Annotated in this window: 15 protein-coding genes; 6 read left to right on the top strand and 9 right to left on the bottom strand. The window is 70.2% G+C overall.

What is annotated here, in order from left to right:
• Positions 1-247 precede the first annotated feature (247 nt).
• The gene (locus AB0M02_RS05610; protein WP_364221872.1) at positions 248-439 is read right to left on the bottom strand and encodes a hypothetical protein; all 192 of its coding nucleotides are present in this window, start codon (positions 437-439) and stop codon (positions 248-250) included.
• Positions 440-1,617: 1,178 nt separating this feature from the next.
• On the opposite strand from AB0M02_RS05610, the gene AB0M02_RS05605 reads away from it, so the two are divergent.
• Both AB0M02_RS05605 and AB0M02_RS05600 read left to right on the top strand, forming a co-directional pair.
• Complete coding sequence (locus AB0M02_RS05605; RefSeq protein WP_364221869.1) at positions 1,618-2,340, top strand: HipA family kinase; 723 nt, start codon at positions 1,618-1,620, stop codon at positions 2,338-2,340.
• The gene (locus AB0M02_RS05600) at positions 2,340-2,705 is read left to right on the top strand and encodes a DUF3037 domain-containing protein (RefSeq protein WP_364221866.1); all 366 of its coding nucleotides are present in this window, start codon (positions 2,340-2,342) and stop codon (positions 2,703-2,705) included. The genes AB0M02_RS05605 and AB0M02_RS05600 overlap by 1 nt, the downstream gene beginning before the upstream one ends.
• A gap of 6 nt (positions 2,706-2,711) precedes the next feature.
• Here the strand turns inward: AB0M02_RS05600 and AB0M02_RS05595 are convergent, their stop codons facing one another.
• Both AB0M02_RS05595 and AB0M02_RS05590 read right to left on the bottom strand, forming a co-directional pair.
• On the bottom strand, positions 2,712-3,647 hold the full coding sequence (locus AB0M02_RS05595) for a transglutaminase domain-containing protein (protein WP_364221863.1): 936 nt from the start codon (positions 3,645-3,647) through the stop codon (positions 2,712-2,714).
• Between the two features lie 5 nt (positions 3,648-3,652).
• Complete coding sequence (locus AB0M02_RS05590) at positions 3,653-4,486, bottom strand: MerR family transcriptional regulator (protein WP_364221860.1); 834 nt, start codon at positions 4,484-4,486, stop codon at positions 3,653-3,655.
• Positions 4,487-4,562: 76 nt separating this feature from the next.
• Here AB0M02_RS05590 and AB0M02_RS05585 point away from each other — a divergent pair, with 76 nt between their 5' ends.
• Together AB0M02_RS05585 and AB0M02_RS05580 are read left to right on the top strand one after the other, a co-directional pair.
• Positions 4,563-5,630 (top strand): ATP-dependent DNA ligase, encoded by a 1,068-nt coding sequence (locus AB0M02_RS05585; RefSeq protein WP_364221857.1) that lies wholly within the window; start codon positions 4,563-4,565, stop codon positions 5,628-5,630.
• 77 nt (positions 5,631-5,707) lie between these two features.
• On the top strand, positions 5,708-7,234 hold the full coding sequence (locus AB0M02_RS05580; RefSeq protein WP_364222604.1) for an alpha/beta hydrolase: 1,527 nt from the start codon (positions 5,708-5,710) through the stop codon (positions 7,232-7,234).
• Here AB0M02_RS05580 and AB0M02_RS05575 read toward each other — a convergent pair.
• A complete protein-coding gene (locus AB0M02_RS05575) occupies positions 7,185-7,643 on the bottom strand; it encodes a potassium channel family protein (protein WP_364221854.1) in 459 nt (152 codons plus the stop codon). The two genes, AB0M02_RS05580 and AB0M02_RS05575, sit on opposite strands and share 50 nt — an antisense overlap.
• 56 nt (positions 7,644-7,699) lie before the next feature.
• Here AB0M02_RS05575 and AB0M02_RS05570 point away from each other — a divergent pair, with 56 nt between their 5' ends.
• The gene (locus AB0M02_RS05570; RefSeq protein ID WP_364221851.1) at positions 7,700-8,143 is read left to right on the top strand and encodes a GNAT family N-acetyltransferase; all 444 of its coding nucleotides are present in this window, start codon (positions 7,700-7,702) and stop codon (positions 8,141-8,143) included.
• Between the two features lie 16 nt (positions 8,144-8,159).
• Here AB0M02_RS05570 and ligD read toward each other — a convergent pair whose 3' ends face one another.
• From ligD to AB0M02_RS05555, 3 genes are all read right to left on the bottom strand, one after another.
• A complete protein-coding gene (gene ligD, locus AB0M02_RS05565; protein WP_364221848.1) occupies positions 8,160-9,203 on the bottom strand; it encodes a non-homologous end-joining DNA ligase in 1,044 nt (347 codons plus the stop codon).
• Between the two features lie 62 nt (positions 9,204-9,265).
• A complete protein-coding gene (locus AB0M02_RS05560; RefSeq protein ID WP_364221845.1) occupies positions 9,266-9,835 on the bottom strand; it encodes an LPXTG cell wall anchor domain-containing protein in 570 nt (189 codons plus the stop codon).
• Positions 9,836-9,934: 99 nt separating this feature from the next.
• Positions 9,935-10,411 (bottom strand): hypothetical protein, encoded by a 477-nt coding sequence (locus tag AB0M02_RS05555; RefSeq protein ID WP_364221842.1) that lies wholly within the window; start codon positions 10,409-10,411, stop codon positions 9,935-9,937.
• Between the two features lie 62 nt (positions 10,412-10,473).
• Here AB0M02_RS05555 and msrB point away from each other — a divergent pair, with 62 nt between their 5' ends.
• The gene (gene msrB / locus AB0M02_RS05550; protein WP_364221839.1) at positions 10,474-10,893 is read left to right on the top strand and encodes a peptide-methionine (R)-S-oxide reductase MsrB; all 420 of its coding nucleotides are present in this window, start codon (positions 10,474-10,476) and stop codon (positions 10,891-10,893) included.
• Here the strand turns inward: msrB and AB0M02_RS05545 are convergent.
• Both AB0M02_RS05545 and AB0M02_RS05540 read right to left on the bottom strand, forming a co-directional pair.
• Positions 10,886-13,255 (bottom strand): hypothetical protein, encoded by a 2,370-nt coding sequence (locus tag AB0M02_RS05545; RefSeq protein ID WP_364221836.1) that lies wholly within the window; start codon positions 13,253-13,255, stop codon positions 10,886-10,888. The genes msrB and AB0M02_RS05545 overlap by 8 nt on opposite strands.
• Positions 13,255-14,268: a glycosyltransferase family 2 protein gene (locus tag AB0M02_RS05540; RefSeq protein ID WP_364221833.1), complete on the bottom strand. Its 1,014-nt coding sequence runs from the start codon at positions 14,266-14,268 to the stop codon at positions 13,255-13,257. The genes AB0M02_RS05545 and AB0M02_RS05540 overlap by 1 nt, the downstream gene beginning before the upstream one ends.
• Positions 14,269-14,342 lie beyond the last annotated feature (74 nt).

The following is a 14,342-nucleotide window of genomic DNA, read 5'->3' as shown; positions in this document are numbered from 1 at the left end:
CGCAGCCCGTCAGGCGCGCCACCACCACTGCGGGAGCCACCCCTGACCGTGCAGCCCGTCAGGCGCCCCCACCACCGCGTGAGCCACCCCTGACCGCGCAGCCCGTCAGGCGCGCCACCACCACTGCGGGAGCCACGCCTGACCGTGCAGCCGCCAGGCGCGCCACCACCACTGCGGGAGCCACCCCTGACCGTGCAGCCCGTCAGGCGCTCCCACCACCGCAGCGCCACCCTGACTGCGCAGCCCGTCAGGCGTTGGGCCCTTGCCGGCGCAGCTCGTCAACCCGCGTCATGGCACTGCGCAGCTCGCCCAACCAGTCCTCGGTGTGGCTGCCGACCAGCTTGACGCACCAGGCAAGCGCCTCAGACCGCGACCGCGCCACTCCCGCGTCCACCAACGTGTCGAGCACCTGCCGCTCCGGCTGGCGCAACCGAGTCATCACCGGCGCCGACAGATGCGTGAACAGCTCCGACGTGTCCCCACACCGAATCCCCCACGCAACCTTGCGCTGATAACGATGCTCAACCGACCGCGCTACCCGGATCCGAGCATCCCGAGTGTCCTCCCGAAACTGCGCGATCCGCCCCGCCTGCCCAGCCGCGTTGTCCGCCTCACTGGCCTCCGCCGCCAACTCAGGCCGAGCCAACCGCCCCCAAACAATGATCTCGTCCCGATCAACCACAACCTCCGGCGGCTCAACAAACCACCCATCAGGCACAGCCCCCGTAACCCAGGCCTGAGCATCCTCAGCACTAGGCGGCTCAGCCCTTCCCCCAGGCGCCCCAACTCGAATCCGCATACCAACCTCCCGCCAAATTACGTGCTTACATACTTACACCGTTGCGCCCCACCCGCCACACCCGTTCACCACAAGCGAACTCCCCCGGACAGCGCAGCGTGCGGGCAACGCAGCGCGATGCGCTGCGGACGTCGCGGGCGAACAGCGCGGCGCAGGCAATCGGCGCGGCCACGGCGGCCTGCACAGCCGACCGGCAGGGCGCGGCACAGCCGACCGGCACGGCGCGGCGCAGGCAATCGACACGGCGCGGGCGGCCGGCACGGCGCGGCGCGGGCGTCCGGCACGGCGCGGCGCGAGTGGCCGGCACGGCACGGCGCGAGCGGCCGGCACGGCGCGAGCGAGTGGCCGGCACGGCGCGAGCGAGTGGCACGGCGCGAGCGAGTGGCACGGCGCGAGCGAGTGGCACGGCGCGGGTGAGTGGCACGGCGCGAAGACGGCGGCGTGGCGGCATGGCGGCGGCGTGCCCGCACCCGTCGTGCCTGGCGAGCCGGAAACGGGACAGGCGAGGAGTGGTGAGCGCTGAGCGGGCGCAGAGGGACGGCACAGGGCAATGCGCGGGGCAGGAGCGCAAGGCACAGCGGGGTGGGCGGCATAGGGCACAAGCCGGGAGCGCAAGCCGGGTGGGTGCGCGGGGTGGGTGCACGGGGTGGGTGCACGGGGTGGGCGCACGGGGTGGGCGCACGGGGTGGGTGCGCGGGGCGGGCGCGCGGGGCAGGCGCGCGGGGCGGGTGCGCGGGGCGGGTGCGCGGGGCGGGTGCGCGGGGCGGGTGCGCGGGGTGGGCGAGGCCGGTGCGCTGGGCGGTCGTAGGGTGGGCGGCGTGCTTCGTCAGGTCACGGCTATTCGGTATGTCACGCCGCTTCGGGAAGGTGGGTCGCTGCCGGGTGTTGTGGAGGCGGATGACCTCGGCACCTATGTGGTGAAGTTTCGCGGCGCCGGGCAGGGGACCCGCGCTCTCGTCGCCGAGGTGATCGCCGGGGAGCTGGCCAGGCGGCTTGCGTTGCCGGTGCCGGAACTGACGCGTGTGGAGCTCGACCCGGTGGTGGCGCGGGCCGAGCCGGACGAGGAGGTTCAGGAGCTGATCAAGGCCAGCGCCGGCGGCAACCTGGGCATGGACTTTCTGCCGGGGGCGCTCGGGTACGACCCGAACGCCCACCCGGTCGACGCGAAGCTGGCCAGCCGCGTCGTGGCGTTCGACGCGTTCGTCGAGAACGTCGACCGCAGCTGGCGCAACCCGAACCTGCTCATGTGGCACGGCGGCCTCTGGCTGATCGATCACGGCGCGACCCTGTACTTCCACCACAACTGGGCCCGTGCCGCGAACGTCGTGCATCGCGCATACCGCTGGGACGATCACGTGTTGAAGCCCTACGCCACGGCGCTCTCCACGGAAGGCCCCGCCCTTGCGGAGCGGATCACCCCCGATCTGCTCGCTGAGGTGCTCGCACTCGTCCCCGACGAGTGGCTCGACGAGGGTGACCGGGACGCATACCTGGATCACCTGTCGCAGCGCGCGGCCCGGCCGGAAGCGTGGTTGCCGTGATGGTCCCTTACGAGTACGCCATCATCCAGGCCGTCCCCCGGATCGAGCGCGGCGAGCTGATCAACGTGGGCGTGCTGCTGTATTGCCAGCGGCACGACTTCCTCTCCGCCCGCACGCACCTCGACGAGGACCGCTTACGGGCTCTGGACCCGGCCGCCGACGTCGAGGCGATCCGGACCGCCCTGGACTCCTGGGACCGGACCTGCACGGGCGGCGGCGCCTCCGAGGGCATGAAGCTGGGCGAACGATTCCGCTGGCTGGTGGCCCCGCGAAGCACGGTGCTGCGAGCCGGCCCGGTCCACATGGGCCTGGCCGCGGACCCCGACGCCGAGCTGGACCGACTGGTCGGCCTGCTGGTGCGCTGACACGACTCAGCCCATCGTCGAGGTGCGCCGGCGCAGGTCCACCTGGAAACCGACGCCTCGCGGCGAGAGACAGGTGACGACGTCGCCGGGGTGCAGGCGCGGATCCTCGGCATAGCGCTCGGCAAGTTTGGTCTCGGCGGCCCGGTCCCCCGCGTCGGCCGACAGGAGCAGATCGGCGATCTCGTCGATGAGGGCCAGCTCCTCCGGCTGCAGCGGCGGCAGGTCGTCCCAGGCCTCGTCGACCTGGCGCCCGCCGAGGTGGGCGACCGTTTCCGCGGAGACTCCCCAGAGGTCCCAGAGGAGCAGCTCGTCGCCCATGCGGTGGGCCAGCTCCACCACGACGTATTCAGCGATCATCCGGGAGCCGCCGATCGGGTGGCCCGGCCCGACGCCGAACGTTCCCGGGTCCTCGTCGCCGCGGCGGACGGCGACCCAGGACTGCGCCGCGGTGCGCAGGCCGCCGGGGCCGAGCGTCACGTCGGTGACGTCGACCGCGTGGTCGCCGGCCGGGTCCAGCTGGGAGTCCATGGCGATCCAGCGGCTCCCGTCGTGGTGCTCCACGACGACGTGATCGACATGGAAGTCCTCAGCGAAGTAGTCGGCGAATCCGACCCGGCTGCGCGCCGGGACACCTTTCGCCCGCAGCGCGGCGACGGTGAGCAGCGTGAAGTCGCGGCAGCAGCCGACGATCCGCTGCTCGGGCGCCCGAGGGGCGTCGAGCGGCACGGTGAAGCGGGCGGCGTCCGCGTCCAGCATCCGGTCCACCCAGCGGCTGTCGATCTCGGCGAGCCGGGCCGGCGGGAAGTCGATGCCCGACGCCCTGTAGTGACTCACCAGGTTGCGCGTGACCGCCGCGATCCCGGCCACGTCGTCCGGCAGCTCCCGGAGCCGGGCCAGGTGGTGGCGCGGGTCGGAGAAGGCGGTCTGTCGTGTGTAATCCATCGGTCTCACCCTTCGACTGGTATGGCGACATGGACGAACGGGTCGGTCCCGCGCAGGCGGTCCCACCAGTCCAGATAGATCTCACGGGGCGGGCCGGTGACGAACTGGCCGGCCGCGCTCACGTGCTCCCACACGGCCTGGTAGGCCTGTGTGATGCGCGGATAGAAGCAGTCGTCGCGGACCACCGTCGTGTAGGCAACCAGGCACTCCGGCTCCATCCGCAGCGTCAGCCGCTCGACCGGCTCCACCGAGCCCTCGTAGGGCACGCAGACCTCGATGGATCCCTCGTTGTCCGGTGTGACCGGACTCGGATAGAGCACCCAGTGCTCGGCCGTGGTGGACGCGCCCTGCTCCTCGAGATGCCGGCGGATCTCCCACTCGGCCGCGCTCATCACCGGGACGAGAGCCTGCTGGTCGACCTCGGCCTGGATGCACGCCACCTTTCGGGCCGGCCGCAGCATGATCCCCACCTCGTAGACCCGGGGTGGCTCGTCGCCGTGCGCCAGCCGGGTCCGCAACCAGGTGTAGCTCTCGCGCCGGGCCGAGGCCGCCGCCTCCTCGGTGGCCCACCAGCGGTCCAGCCGGCGCACCGCCTCGGCATCGGGCAGTGCCAGCACCTCGGTGATGACGGCGAGCGGCATGCCGAGCCGGCGGAGCAGGCTGATCCGCCCGGCCCGCTCCAGTTGGTCCGAGGTGTAGCGCCGGTAGTTGCTGGCCGCGTCCACCTCGGCCGGTGGCAGCAGGCCGGACACGTCATAGAGCCGCAACGCCTTGATCGAGAGCCCGGACCTGCGCCCGAACTCCCCGATCGTCATCGACTCGATCCCCCGCGATGTCATGGGATCGATGATGGAGTCTCCCCCAAGGGCCGGGTAAAGGGCTTCCGTGAATCAAGTTTCGGGGCACACTGAGCGGATGCAGCTGCCGCTCAACCCTCCGGTCAAGCCGATGCTCGCCAAGCCGATCGCGGACATCCCGCCCGGCCAGGTCTACGAACCCAAGTGGGACGGGTTCCGGTCGATCGTCTTCCGCGACGGGGACGAGGTGGAGATCGGGAGCCGCAACGAGAAGCCGATGACCCGCTACTTTCCCGAGGTCGTCGAGGCCGTCCTGGCGAACTTCCCGGAGCGGGCGGTGATCGACGGCGAGGTGATCGTCGCCGACACCGAGCGCAACACCCTCGACTTCGAGGCGCTCCAGCAGCGCATCCATCCCGCCGCCAGCCGTGTCAAGCTGCTCTCCGAGCAGACCCCGGCGAGTTTTGTCGCCTTCGATCTGCTGGCCATCGGCGACGAGGACCTCACCGAGCGGCCCTTCAGCGAGCGACGGGACCGCCTGGTCGACGTTCTCAAGAACGCAAAACCTCCGGTGTACGTGACACCCGCGACCGACGATCTGGAGACCGCCCGCCGGTGGTTCCAGGAGTTCGAGGGCGCGGGCCTCGACGGGCTCATCGCGAAGTCCACCGACCTGACGTATCAGCCCGACAAGCGGGTGATGTCGAAGATCAAGCACAAGCGGACCGCCGACTGTGTGGTGGCCGGCTACCGCGTGCACAAGTCCGCCGAGAACCGGATCGGATCGTTGCTGCTGGGCCTCTACGACGAGCGGGACGTGCTGGTCTCGGTCGGCGTGATCGGCTCCTTCCCGATCAAGGTGCGCGAGGAGCTCTTCGAGGAGCTGCAGCCGCTGGTCACCGAGTTCGAGGGTCACCCGTGGGACTGGGCGGCACACATGCAGGGCGAGCGCACCCCGCGCAAGAACGAGGTCAGCCGCTGGAACAACGGCAAGGACCTGTCGTTCACCCCGCTGCGGCCGGAGCGCGTCGTCGAGGTCCGTTACGACTACATGGAGGGAATCCGGTTCCGGCACACCGCCCAGTTCGAGCGCTGGCGCCCCGACCGCGAGCCGCGGACCTGCACGTACGAGCAGCTGGAACGTCCGGTGCGGTTCGACCTGGCCGAGGTGCTCACCAGCCGCTGACGGGTGTTTCCAGGATGACCGGATAGGGTCTTCTGGTGGATCGTCGCTCCCGTCTGGTCGCCGGACTCCTCACCGTGATGACGCTGACCCTCGCCGGGTGCACGCTGCCGGCGTTCGCGCCGAACGGCGCCGCCGAGCCGGCCAGGCCGCGCGGCGAGTCGGACAGCGCCTCGGCCGTGGGCACGCCCGCGCAGTGGACACCGTGCCCCGACGTGCCCCGCGAGCTGGTCGGACAGGCCGCCGGCGGTATGACGTACGAGTGCGCGACAGTGGCCGTGCCGCAGGACTGGGCCACGCCGGACAACGGCAAGACCTATGAGATCGAGATGATCCGGATCCGGTCCGAGCGGCAGAAGAACCGGATCGGGTCGCTGCTGCTCAACCCGGGCGGGCCGGGCGGGTCCGGTGTCGACGTCGCGGTGTATCTCTCGTTCGGTCAGGCGCTCGGCGGCCTGCCCACCGAGATCACCGACCGGTTCGACATCGTCGGGTTCGACCCGCGAGGCGTGAGCCGGTCCAGCCCGGTGAAGTGCATCAGCGACAAGGACCAGGACGCGAACTTCGGCGCCGACCCGGATCCGGTGAGCCAGGCCGACTTCGACCAGTTCGCCGCCCTGCAGAAGCGGATCGCCGACGGGTGCGCCGCGAAGTACGGCGACCAGCTCCCGTTCTTCTCCACCGAGCAGGCGGCCCGCGACCTGGACGCCCTGCGCGCCGCCGTCGGCGACCCGAAGCTCACCTACCTCGGTTATTCGTACGGGACACTGCTCGGCGCCACATACGCCCAGCTCTTCCCGCAGAACATCCGGGCGCTCGTCCTGGACGGCGCGGTTGACCCCACCGAGGGCTACATCCAGGGTTCCGAGGCGCAGGCCAAGGGCTTCGAGCGCGCCTTCACCAACTTCACCGAGTGGTGCGGCGAGACTCCCGGCAAGTGCCCGATCGCGCCGGACGCCCGCGGCGCCGTCACCGACGCGCTCGCCAAGGCGGAGAACTCCCCGGTCCGCGGCGACGACGGCCGGGAGGCCACGCCCGGCTGGATCTTCATCGGACTGATCTCCTCCCTCTACACCGAGTCCGGCTGGACCAGCCTGGCCGAGGCGATCGACGGCCTGCAGAACGGCGAAGCGAAGGGCATCCTCGACCTCGCCGATCAATACACGGAACGCAAGCCGAACGGCGACTACACCAACCTGTTCGACGCGAACCTCGCGGTGAACTGCGCGGACACCGAGGGCGCGCCGAGCATCGAGGAGATCCGCCGGCTGCAGGGCGAGTGGCGCAAGAAGTACCCGCTGTTCGGCGCCGCGCTGGCGGTCGGCATGCTGCCCTGCTCGTACTGGACCGGCAAGCGCGACCCGTACCCGGCCGGCCCGGCGACCGGCGCGCCGGACATCCTGGTGGTCGGCACGACCGGCGACCCCGCCACGCCGTACGAGAACACCGCCGACCTGGCGAAGATGCTGGGTGTCGGCCGGGTCCTGACGTGGGAGGGCGAGGGACACACCGCGTACCCGACGACCGACTGCATCCGGGACGCGGTGGACGGCTACCTCATCGATCTGAAGGTGCCTCGGGAGGGCCTGCGCTGTCCGGCGCGCTGATGCCCTGACGGGCGGCCATCTCGTCCAGCAGCGCCCGGACGTGGCGCAGATTGAGCTTGAGCTCCTCCTGCTCCTCGTGCCGGAACGCGTCGGTGTCCACGATCAGCTTGCTGGCGAAATGCGCGGTGATCAGCGGAATCACCAGCAGCACCATGATCGAGATGAGGAGACCGGCCATCAGCCGGGCCTGCCAGGTCTCGGGTGAGATGTCGCCGTACCCGACGGTGGAGGCGGTGACGACGGCCCACCAGATCGAGTCACCGAACGTGGTGTCCGGCTCGAATCGGTCGTAGAGGGTCCCGCACACCACGATCAGCAACGAGTACGCGATGAGCAACGTCTTGGGCGAGTTCGCCAGCCAGAACACCGCCCGGTAGACGAGCCGGAACGGCAGGAGCAGCGCTTCCATGTGGTCATGGTGCCCGAGGTGACCAACGCGCGACAGGCCGTGACAAGCTTTCGATCATGCAGATCCGCACCGCGACCCGTTCCGACGTACCCGCGATCCTCACTCTCCTGGAGGACGACGACATTTCGCGCCTGCGCGGACACGTCGTGGTGCCCGCGGCGATCGAGAGCGCGTTCGAGGCGATCGACAGCGACGACCGCAACGAGCTGGTCGTCGCGGTCGAGGACGGCGAGGTGATCGGGACCTGCCAGCTCACGTTCATCCCGGGCCTGAGCCGCGGCGGCGCCGAGCGCCTGCTCATCGAGGCGGTCCGGATCCGCTCCGACAAGCGCGGCGGCGGTCGCGGTGGCGACCTGATCCGGTGGACGATCGAGCGGGCCCGCGAGCGCGGCTGCCGGGTGGTCCAGCTGACCACCGACAAGCGCCGCACCGAGGCACAGCGCTTTTACGCCGCACTCGGCTTCCAGGCCTCCCACGAGGGCATGAAGCTAGCGCTGTGACTTGACGTAGCGCCGCTCATTCGCTGTTTTCCCAGTTCGCGGCGTTTTTGCGGCTGGGCTGGACGCGGGGTGGCTCGCCGGGCATCTTGGGGTGGTCCGGCGGGTACGGCAGGTCGCCCAGTCCGGCTTTCTCGTCACGCTCCACCCACTCGAGCAGCGGGGTGATGTCGTGCGCCACGTCGTCGATGGTGGCGTGCGGGTCGCCCACCGAGGCGAACCGCGACGGGACCGTACGCAGATCGAAGTCGTCCGGCTCCACCCGGGTCAGCTCGTCCCAGGTCACCGGCGTGGAGACGGTCGCGCGGGCGTTGGCGCGCAACGAGTACGCACACGTGATCGTCCGGTCCCGGGCCATCTGGTTGTAGTCGAGGAACACCCGCTCGCCGCGCTCCTCCTTCCACCAGGAGGTCGTGATGCCGTCCGGGTTGCGGCGTTCCACCTCGCGGGCGAGCGCGATGGCGGCCCGGCGCACCTCGATGAACGACCAGTTCGGCGCGATCCGCACGTAGACGTGCACGCCGCGCCCGCCGGACGTCTTGGGATAGCCGGTCCAGCCCAGGTCGGCGAGCACCTCGTTGACCACGCCGGCTGTGGACACCACGTCGCCGAAGTCCGTGCCGGGTTGCGGGTCGAGGTCGATGCGCAGCTCGTCCGGGTTGTCGGGGGCGTCTCCGCGTACCGGCCAGGGGTGGAAGACCACGGTGCCCATCTGCGCGGCCCAGGCGACGTGCGCCAGGTCGGCGGGGCACAGCTCGTCCGCCGTACGCATGCTCGGGAATTTGATCTTTGCGGTTTTGATCCAATCGGGCACGCCGCGGGTGGGAATGCGTTTCTGGAAGAAGGCCTCGCCCTCGATCCCGTCCGGGAAGCGCTGCAGCGTGGTGGGCCGGTCGCGCAGCGCGCGGAGGATGCCGTCGCCGACCGACCGGTAGTACTCGAAGACGTCCCGCTTGGTGTAGCCCTTGGCCGGAAACATGATCTTGTCGGGGCTGGACAGGCGCACGGTGTGGCCGGCGATCTCGAATTCTTCCGCTGCGGCTTTCGGCATGACAACGACCATAGGCCCCGGAACGGCCGAAGGCCGCCCGGAGATCCGGACGGCCTTCCCACGGACGAAAACGATCAGGCGTTGCGACGGCGGCGGGTGTAGACCACCGCGGCGGTGCCGGCGGCGATCATCAGGCCACCGGCGACCAGGGTGCCGGTGAGCGGCGCACCGGTGAGCGGCAGTGCACCGCCGGACACGCCGGCCGGCTGGGTGGTCGTGGCGACGCCCGGCGTCACCGACGCGGATGCCACACCGACCGGGCCGGACGGCGTCGGGCTGGTGGTCGCCGGCGTGGTGCCCGGAGGCGTGGTGGTGGGGCTGGTGGTGGGCGGGGTCGTCTCGCCGTAACCGGGACGGCCGCGAGTCGGGGTCGTGTCCGCGGGAGTCGTGGCCGGCACCTCGGCCACGTCACCGGTGTAACCGGCGTCGCCACGAACATCCCCGGTCGGTGCCGGGCTGGTCATGACCGCCGGGTGCCCGGCCGCGACGACCGGCTCAGCTGCCGTGACGGGCGAGCCGGCGAACGCTGCCGTGGCGGGCGAGCCGGCGAAAGCTGCCGTGGCGGGTGATCCGAAGGCCAGAGCAGCGAAGACAGTGACGCCGGCCGCGGGCAGTCCAGCGGCCAACCGACGCGAGAAGCTCATGAGGAGTATCCGTTCTGTTGCTGAAGGTACGGTTCCATGGTCGCACGGGAGCTTAACGGTAATTGCCCGATTTACCCGAAAACATCCCCCGGCGGGTCTTCAACTCGGAAGACCACCAAAACGGTGACTCCGCCACAAATGAGACAGAGCGAACACTTTGCGCTCGAACTGCGGGTCAGCTGCGAAGAGTCCCCCGCTGTACGGAGCGTGCAGTTGCACACTGGCGCCCGAATCGAGGTAGACGGAGACCACGTTCCGGCGACCCCGGCGCTCCGCCCGCAGGTCGACAACGCTGTCCCAATCGGTGACACCCGAAGGGGTACGGATGCCGTCCGCCTCCACCACGATCCCGGTCCGCCGCCCGGCCACCAGGCCCAGCGCCGCGCCCAGCAGCAGCGGCGCCATCATCAGCAGCGGCCACATCCACTCCGGCGGGCCGCCCGCCCGCGGCCAGGCGAGCTCCACGATCACCCCCGCCGTGACACTCGCCACGGCGCTCAGCGCGCCGAGGTACAGACCGTGGCCGAGCACCTGCTGCCAGGTGGGCCGGAACGTCGCCGGGGATGCACCTTCCATGGATGGTCCAACGGGCCGGCCACCGGCTCCGGCGCACCGGGCGTGCGACGTACCGTTGAGGCATGGCAACCGATGAGTCGACCCTGCCCACTGGACCTATCCCCACCACCGAGGACGAGTGGCGGATCCGCCTGAGCCCGGCCGAGTTCCGGGTGCTCCGGGAGGCGGGCACCGAGGCCCCGTTCAGCGGGGAGTACGTGGACACCAAGACCGAGGGCATGTACAACTGCCGCGCCTGCGGCGCCCAGCTCTACCCCAGTGACACCAAGTTCGACTCGCACTGCGGCTGGCCGTCGTTCGACGACGCGATCCCGGGTGCGGTCAAGGAGATCGAGGACCGCGGCCACGGGATGGTCCGCACCGAGATCAGGTGCGCGCGCTGCGACTCGCACCTGGGCCACGTGTTCCGGGGCGAGGGTTTCACCCCGAAGAACACGCGGCACTGTGTGAACAGCCTGTCGATCAGGCTCGACCCTAAGTAGCGGGAACCTCGTAAACCGTCACGTTCCCGGCCTTGAACCGCTCGGTGGCATATCGGGCCAGCTCCGGGCTGGCCGAGGTCGCACCCCCGCGGAGCGGGTCGGGAATGGGCGTCGGGCTGACCGCCACGAGCCACCGGACGTTGTGCTCGCGGGTGAACGCGGTGACCCGCTCCGCCGTCGGGTCGGTGAAGACCTGATCGTTGGCGGTCAGCAGCGCCGGGTCCCAGAACTTGCTGCGGTAAAGCGTGCGGTCCCAGAGGCCACCGCCGGCGAGGGACGGCTCGGTGTAACTCCAGCCCTCGATGATCACCTGCCGCTCCGAGAACGCGGCGAGCCAGAAGTCCCGGCTGTCACAGAATCCGTAACCGGTACGGCAGTGGCTGTTCGTGGCCACCAGGTCGCGCGGATCCGAGTGATCGCGCAGCCACCGGGAGGCGGCGATCGCACCGGGCGGCATCGCGAACACGTTGCCCGGCAGCACGATGTCGCGCTGGGACTCGCCGGAGACGAGCCGGTCCCAGAGCGGCCTGCAGTTCGCCACGCCGCTGGCGACCGCGATGGTCGCCACGGTGAGCGCCATGGCGGCGAGGATCTGCAGCCGGCCCAGCCGCAGGAACCGTCCCGCCAGCGCGACCACCAGCGTGAGGGCGGCCAGCGCCGCGAACAGCACGACGTACGGCTTGATCGCGTGCGCCAGGGTCCAGCTGTCCAGCGGGTCGGCCGGCGGTTTCTTGCCCAGTGTCTGCCGCACCACGACCAGCAGCACCGCGCTCGCCACGATCCCGGCGCCGCTGAGCACGAAGAACCTGCGCGGCGGTCGTTTGCCGGGCGGCAGCAGGGCGGACATGCCGACCGCGGCGAGAATGCCGAAGTACGGCGCCGCCGAGCGCCCGAAGTAGGACTGGCTCAGCCCCGGGTGGGCCAGGGCGTAGAGCGCGCCCAGCCCGGACAGGGCGAAGCCGAACATCAGCTGCACGATCGGGTCGTTGCGGAACCTCCGGCGCAGCAGGCCGACCATGCCGGCCCAGCCGAGCAGCACGGCGATCACGGCGACACCGGTCAGCACCAGGATCGGCTTCCACGGGTTGGCTGCCGTCTGCGGACCCATCACGGCCTTGCCGAGCACCGTGTACTTGACCGTCTGGAACGGGTTGACCTCGGTGCCCTGCGAGCCGGACCCGAAGAGCACGACCTGCGCGAAGGCCATCCAGGCCAGGCAGATCAGCAGCGCGAAGACCTCACGGCCGGGACGCTTGCGGCGCAGCACCACCCGGACGGCCATCACCAGGCCGAGGCCGCAGATGAGCATGGGCAGGAAGGTGGCCTTGGCGCCGGCGAGTGCGCCCACCAGGGCGATCAGAACCAGCCAGGGTACGGGACGCCGCAACTCGCCCGGGGAGGCGCGGAACAAGTCGCACAGCAGATAGACGACCGCGACGCAGAACAGGGCGGCGAACGTCTGTGAGGCGCTGACCCACAGGTTGTCCAGGAAGTACAGCGGGTCCATCGGCCGGCCGGTCCACACGAACGGCAGTGTCACGGTGCCGAACAGCATCAGCGGCACCGCCAGGTTGCCCGGCCACCAGCGTCCGGTGATCCGGTGCACCAGCGCCAGGACGAGCACCAGGAACGCGGCGAAGATCGGCACCGGCATGAGCCGCATGATCATGACCTGCGGTTCGATGCCGGTGATCCAGCTGGCCGCTGCGCCGTGCGCGTACGCGTACCAGTGGTAGAGCAGTTCCGTTCCGTACAGCCAGGGCGTGTTCACCGGCACGTCGTGCTTGAAGACTCCGACCAGGGCGAACTGGAACGGGAAGTCCATGTGCATGGTGGCCGAGTTCGGCTCGTCCAGCGAGTTGTAGCGGAAGATCGCGAACCCGGCGGTCCACATCGTGAAGGAGATGCCGAGCGCGGCCGTCCATGACGTGCCGAGCGGCAGCCGTTCGCCGCTGCCGCGCCAGAACCGGCGCAGGGCCGGCACCGCGGTAAAGGCGACGATCGTGGCGATCGGCCAGGCCAGCACCGCGAGCGGCACACCCGCCGCCCGCGCGACCAGGTAGACCGGCAGCTCGATGACGAAGCCGGCGGTCGTCCCGAAGGCCACGTCGAACGGCAGGTAGCCGGCCTGCCTCTGCAGGGCGCGCCAGATCAGGGTGCCGGGCAGGGTCACGCAGCCGAGCGAGTACACCGCGAACATGGCCTGGTCGCGGTCGGAGACGCCGTAGTAGCGCATCACCACGTAGATGACGGCGAGCGTGAAGATCAGTGCGAGCCAGCCGGCGGACGGCGGGCGCCGCCGGCCGCTCGGGGTGGTGGTCTCGTTCTCGACTTGAGTGTGCTCGGCCAGGTCGGTCACCATCAGCCGTGGGTGACCAATTCGGTCGGCACGGTCTCGGAGCCGTTCCGGTTGATCACTGGCTCCTCCTGGTCGGTGTCGAACGCGATCAGGAACCTTGGCCGGCGCTGGGTCGCCGCGTAGATGCGTCCCACGTACTCACCGAGCAGGCCCAGGCAGATCAGCTGCACCGCGCCGAGCAGCAGCACGGCGATGTAAAGCGAGGTCCAGCCGGGCACGGTCACGCCGAACGCCCAGGCGCCGATGCCGCTGACGATCAGGCCGAGGCAGACCATGAAGGTGATCAGGCCGAGCCAGGTGGCGACCTTGAGGGGCGCCGCCGAGAAGCCGGTGACGCTGTCCACGCTCAGCTTGATCATCTTGGTGAGCGGGTACTTGGTCTCGCCGGCGACCCGCTCGGCGCGCACGTAGCCGACCTCGCCGCTGGGGAAGCCGAGCGACGGCACCACGAGGCGGTAGACCGGCTGCTGCTCGGGCAGGTCGTTGAGCGTGTCCACCACGGGGCGGCTCATCAGGCGGAAGTCCCCGGCCTGGCCGCTGACCCAGGGGCCGACCAGCTTACGCATCAGCCAGTAGTAGGCGCCCGCGGTGCTGCGCTTGAATGCGGTGTCGGTGGTGCGGTCGTTGCGTACGCCGTACACCACGTCGAGGTCCTCGTCGCGGGCCTTGGCCAGCATCTCGCCGATGACCTCGGGCGGGTCCTGCAGGTCGGCGTCGATGCTGACCACGTAGTCGCCGCGGGCCGAGCGGAGGCCGGCGGCGAGCGCGGACTGGTGACCGACGTTGCGGCGCAGCTTCACGAGGCGCAGCTGCGGCCAGTCCTTGCGCAGCTCGAGCACGCGGGCGACGGTCTCGTCCCTGCTGCCGTCGTCGACCGCCACGACCTCGTAACTGACGCCGAGCCCGTCCAGGACCGGGCGGAGACGAGCCACGAAGTGGTCCACGGCTTCACGCTCGTTGTACATGGGTGTCACAACTGACAAGGTCAGAGCGCTCAGCGCGAAGTCACGCCGCATGTTCCTGTCCCCCAGTAGAAGGCCTGAATTGGGCACCCCACGTAAATGCGAACGTTCTTCGCCGGCCCAATGGT

The organism is Actinoplanes sp. NPDC051861, assembly GCF_040681145.1.
GTDB lineage: Bacteria > Actinomycetota > Actinomycetes > Mycobacteriales > Micromonosporaceae > Actinoplanes.
This window is presented reverse-complemented; position numbering and strand designations above follow the sequence as displayed.

What these genes read in the sequence shown, in the direction of transcription:
- AB0M02_RS05590 (WP_364221860.1), bottom strand. Translation starts at nt 4,486, where the DNA reads ATGACATCGCGGGGGATCGAGTCGATGACGATCGGGGAGTTCGGGCGC.
- AB0M02_RS05575 (WP_364221854.1), bottom strand. Translation starts at nt 7,643, where the DNA reads ATGGAAGCGCTGCTCCTGCCGTTCCGGCTCGTCTACCGGGCGGTGTTC.
- AB0M02_RS05610 (WP_364221872.1), bottom strand. Translation starts at nt 439, where the DNA reads ATGACTCGGTTGCGCCAGCCGGAGCGGCAGGTGCTCGACACGTTGGTG.
- AB0M02_RS05585 (WP_364221857.1), top strand. Translation starts at nt 4,563, where the DNA reads ATGCAGCTGCCGCTCAACCCTCCGGTCAAGCCGATGCTCGCCAAGCCG.
- AB0M02_RS05580 (WP_364222604.1), top strand. Translation starts at nt 5,708, where the DNA reads ATGACGCTGACCCTCGCCGGGTGCACGCTGCCGGCGTTCGCGCCGAAC.
- ligD (WP_364221848.1), bottom strand. Translation starts at nt 9,203, where the DNA reads ATGGTCGTTGTCATGCCGAAAGCCGCAGCGGAAGAATTCGAGATCGCC.
- AB0M02_RS05595 (WP_364221863.1), bottom strand. Translation starts at nt 3,647, where the DNA reads ATGGATTACACACGACAGACCGCCTTCTCCGACCCGCGCCACCACCTG.
- AB0M02_RS05560 (WP_364221845.1), bottom strand. Translation starts at nt 9,835, where the DNA reads ATGAGCTTCTCGCGTCGGTTGGCCGCTGGACTGCCCGCGGCCGGCGTC.
- AB0M02_RS05555 (WP_364221842.1), bottom strand. Translation starts at nt 10,411, where the DNA reads ATGGAAGGTGCATCCCCGGCGACGTTCCGGCCCACCTGGCAGCAGGTG.
- AB0M02_RS05545 (WP_364221836.1), bottom strand. Translation starts at nt 13,255, where the DNA reads ATGGTGACCGACCTGGCCGAGCACACTCAAGTCGAGAACGAGACCACC.
- AB0M02_RS05570 (WP_364221851.1), top strand. Translation starts at nt 7,700, where the DNA reads ATGCAGATCCGCACCGCGACCCGTTCCGACGTACCCGCGATCCTCACT.
- msrB (WP_364221839.1), top strand. Translation starts at nt 10,474, where the DNA reads ATGGCAACCGATGAGTCGACCCTGCCCACTGGACCTATCCCCACCACC.
- AB0M02_RS05600 (WP_364221866.1), top strand. Translation starts at nt 2,340, where the DNA reads ATGGTCCCTTACGAGTACGCCATCATCCAGGCCGTCCCCCGGATCGAG.
- AB0M02_RS05540 (WP_364221833.1), bottom strand. Translation starts at nt 14,268, where the DNA reads ATGCGGCGTGACTTCGCGCTGAGCGCTCTGACCTTGTCAGTTGTGACA.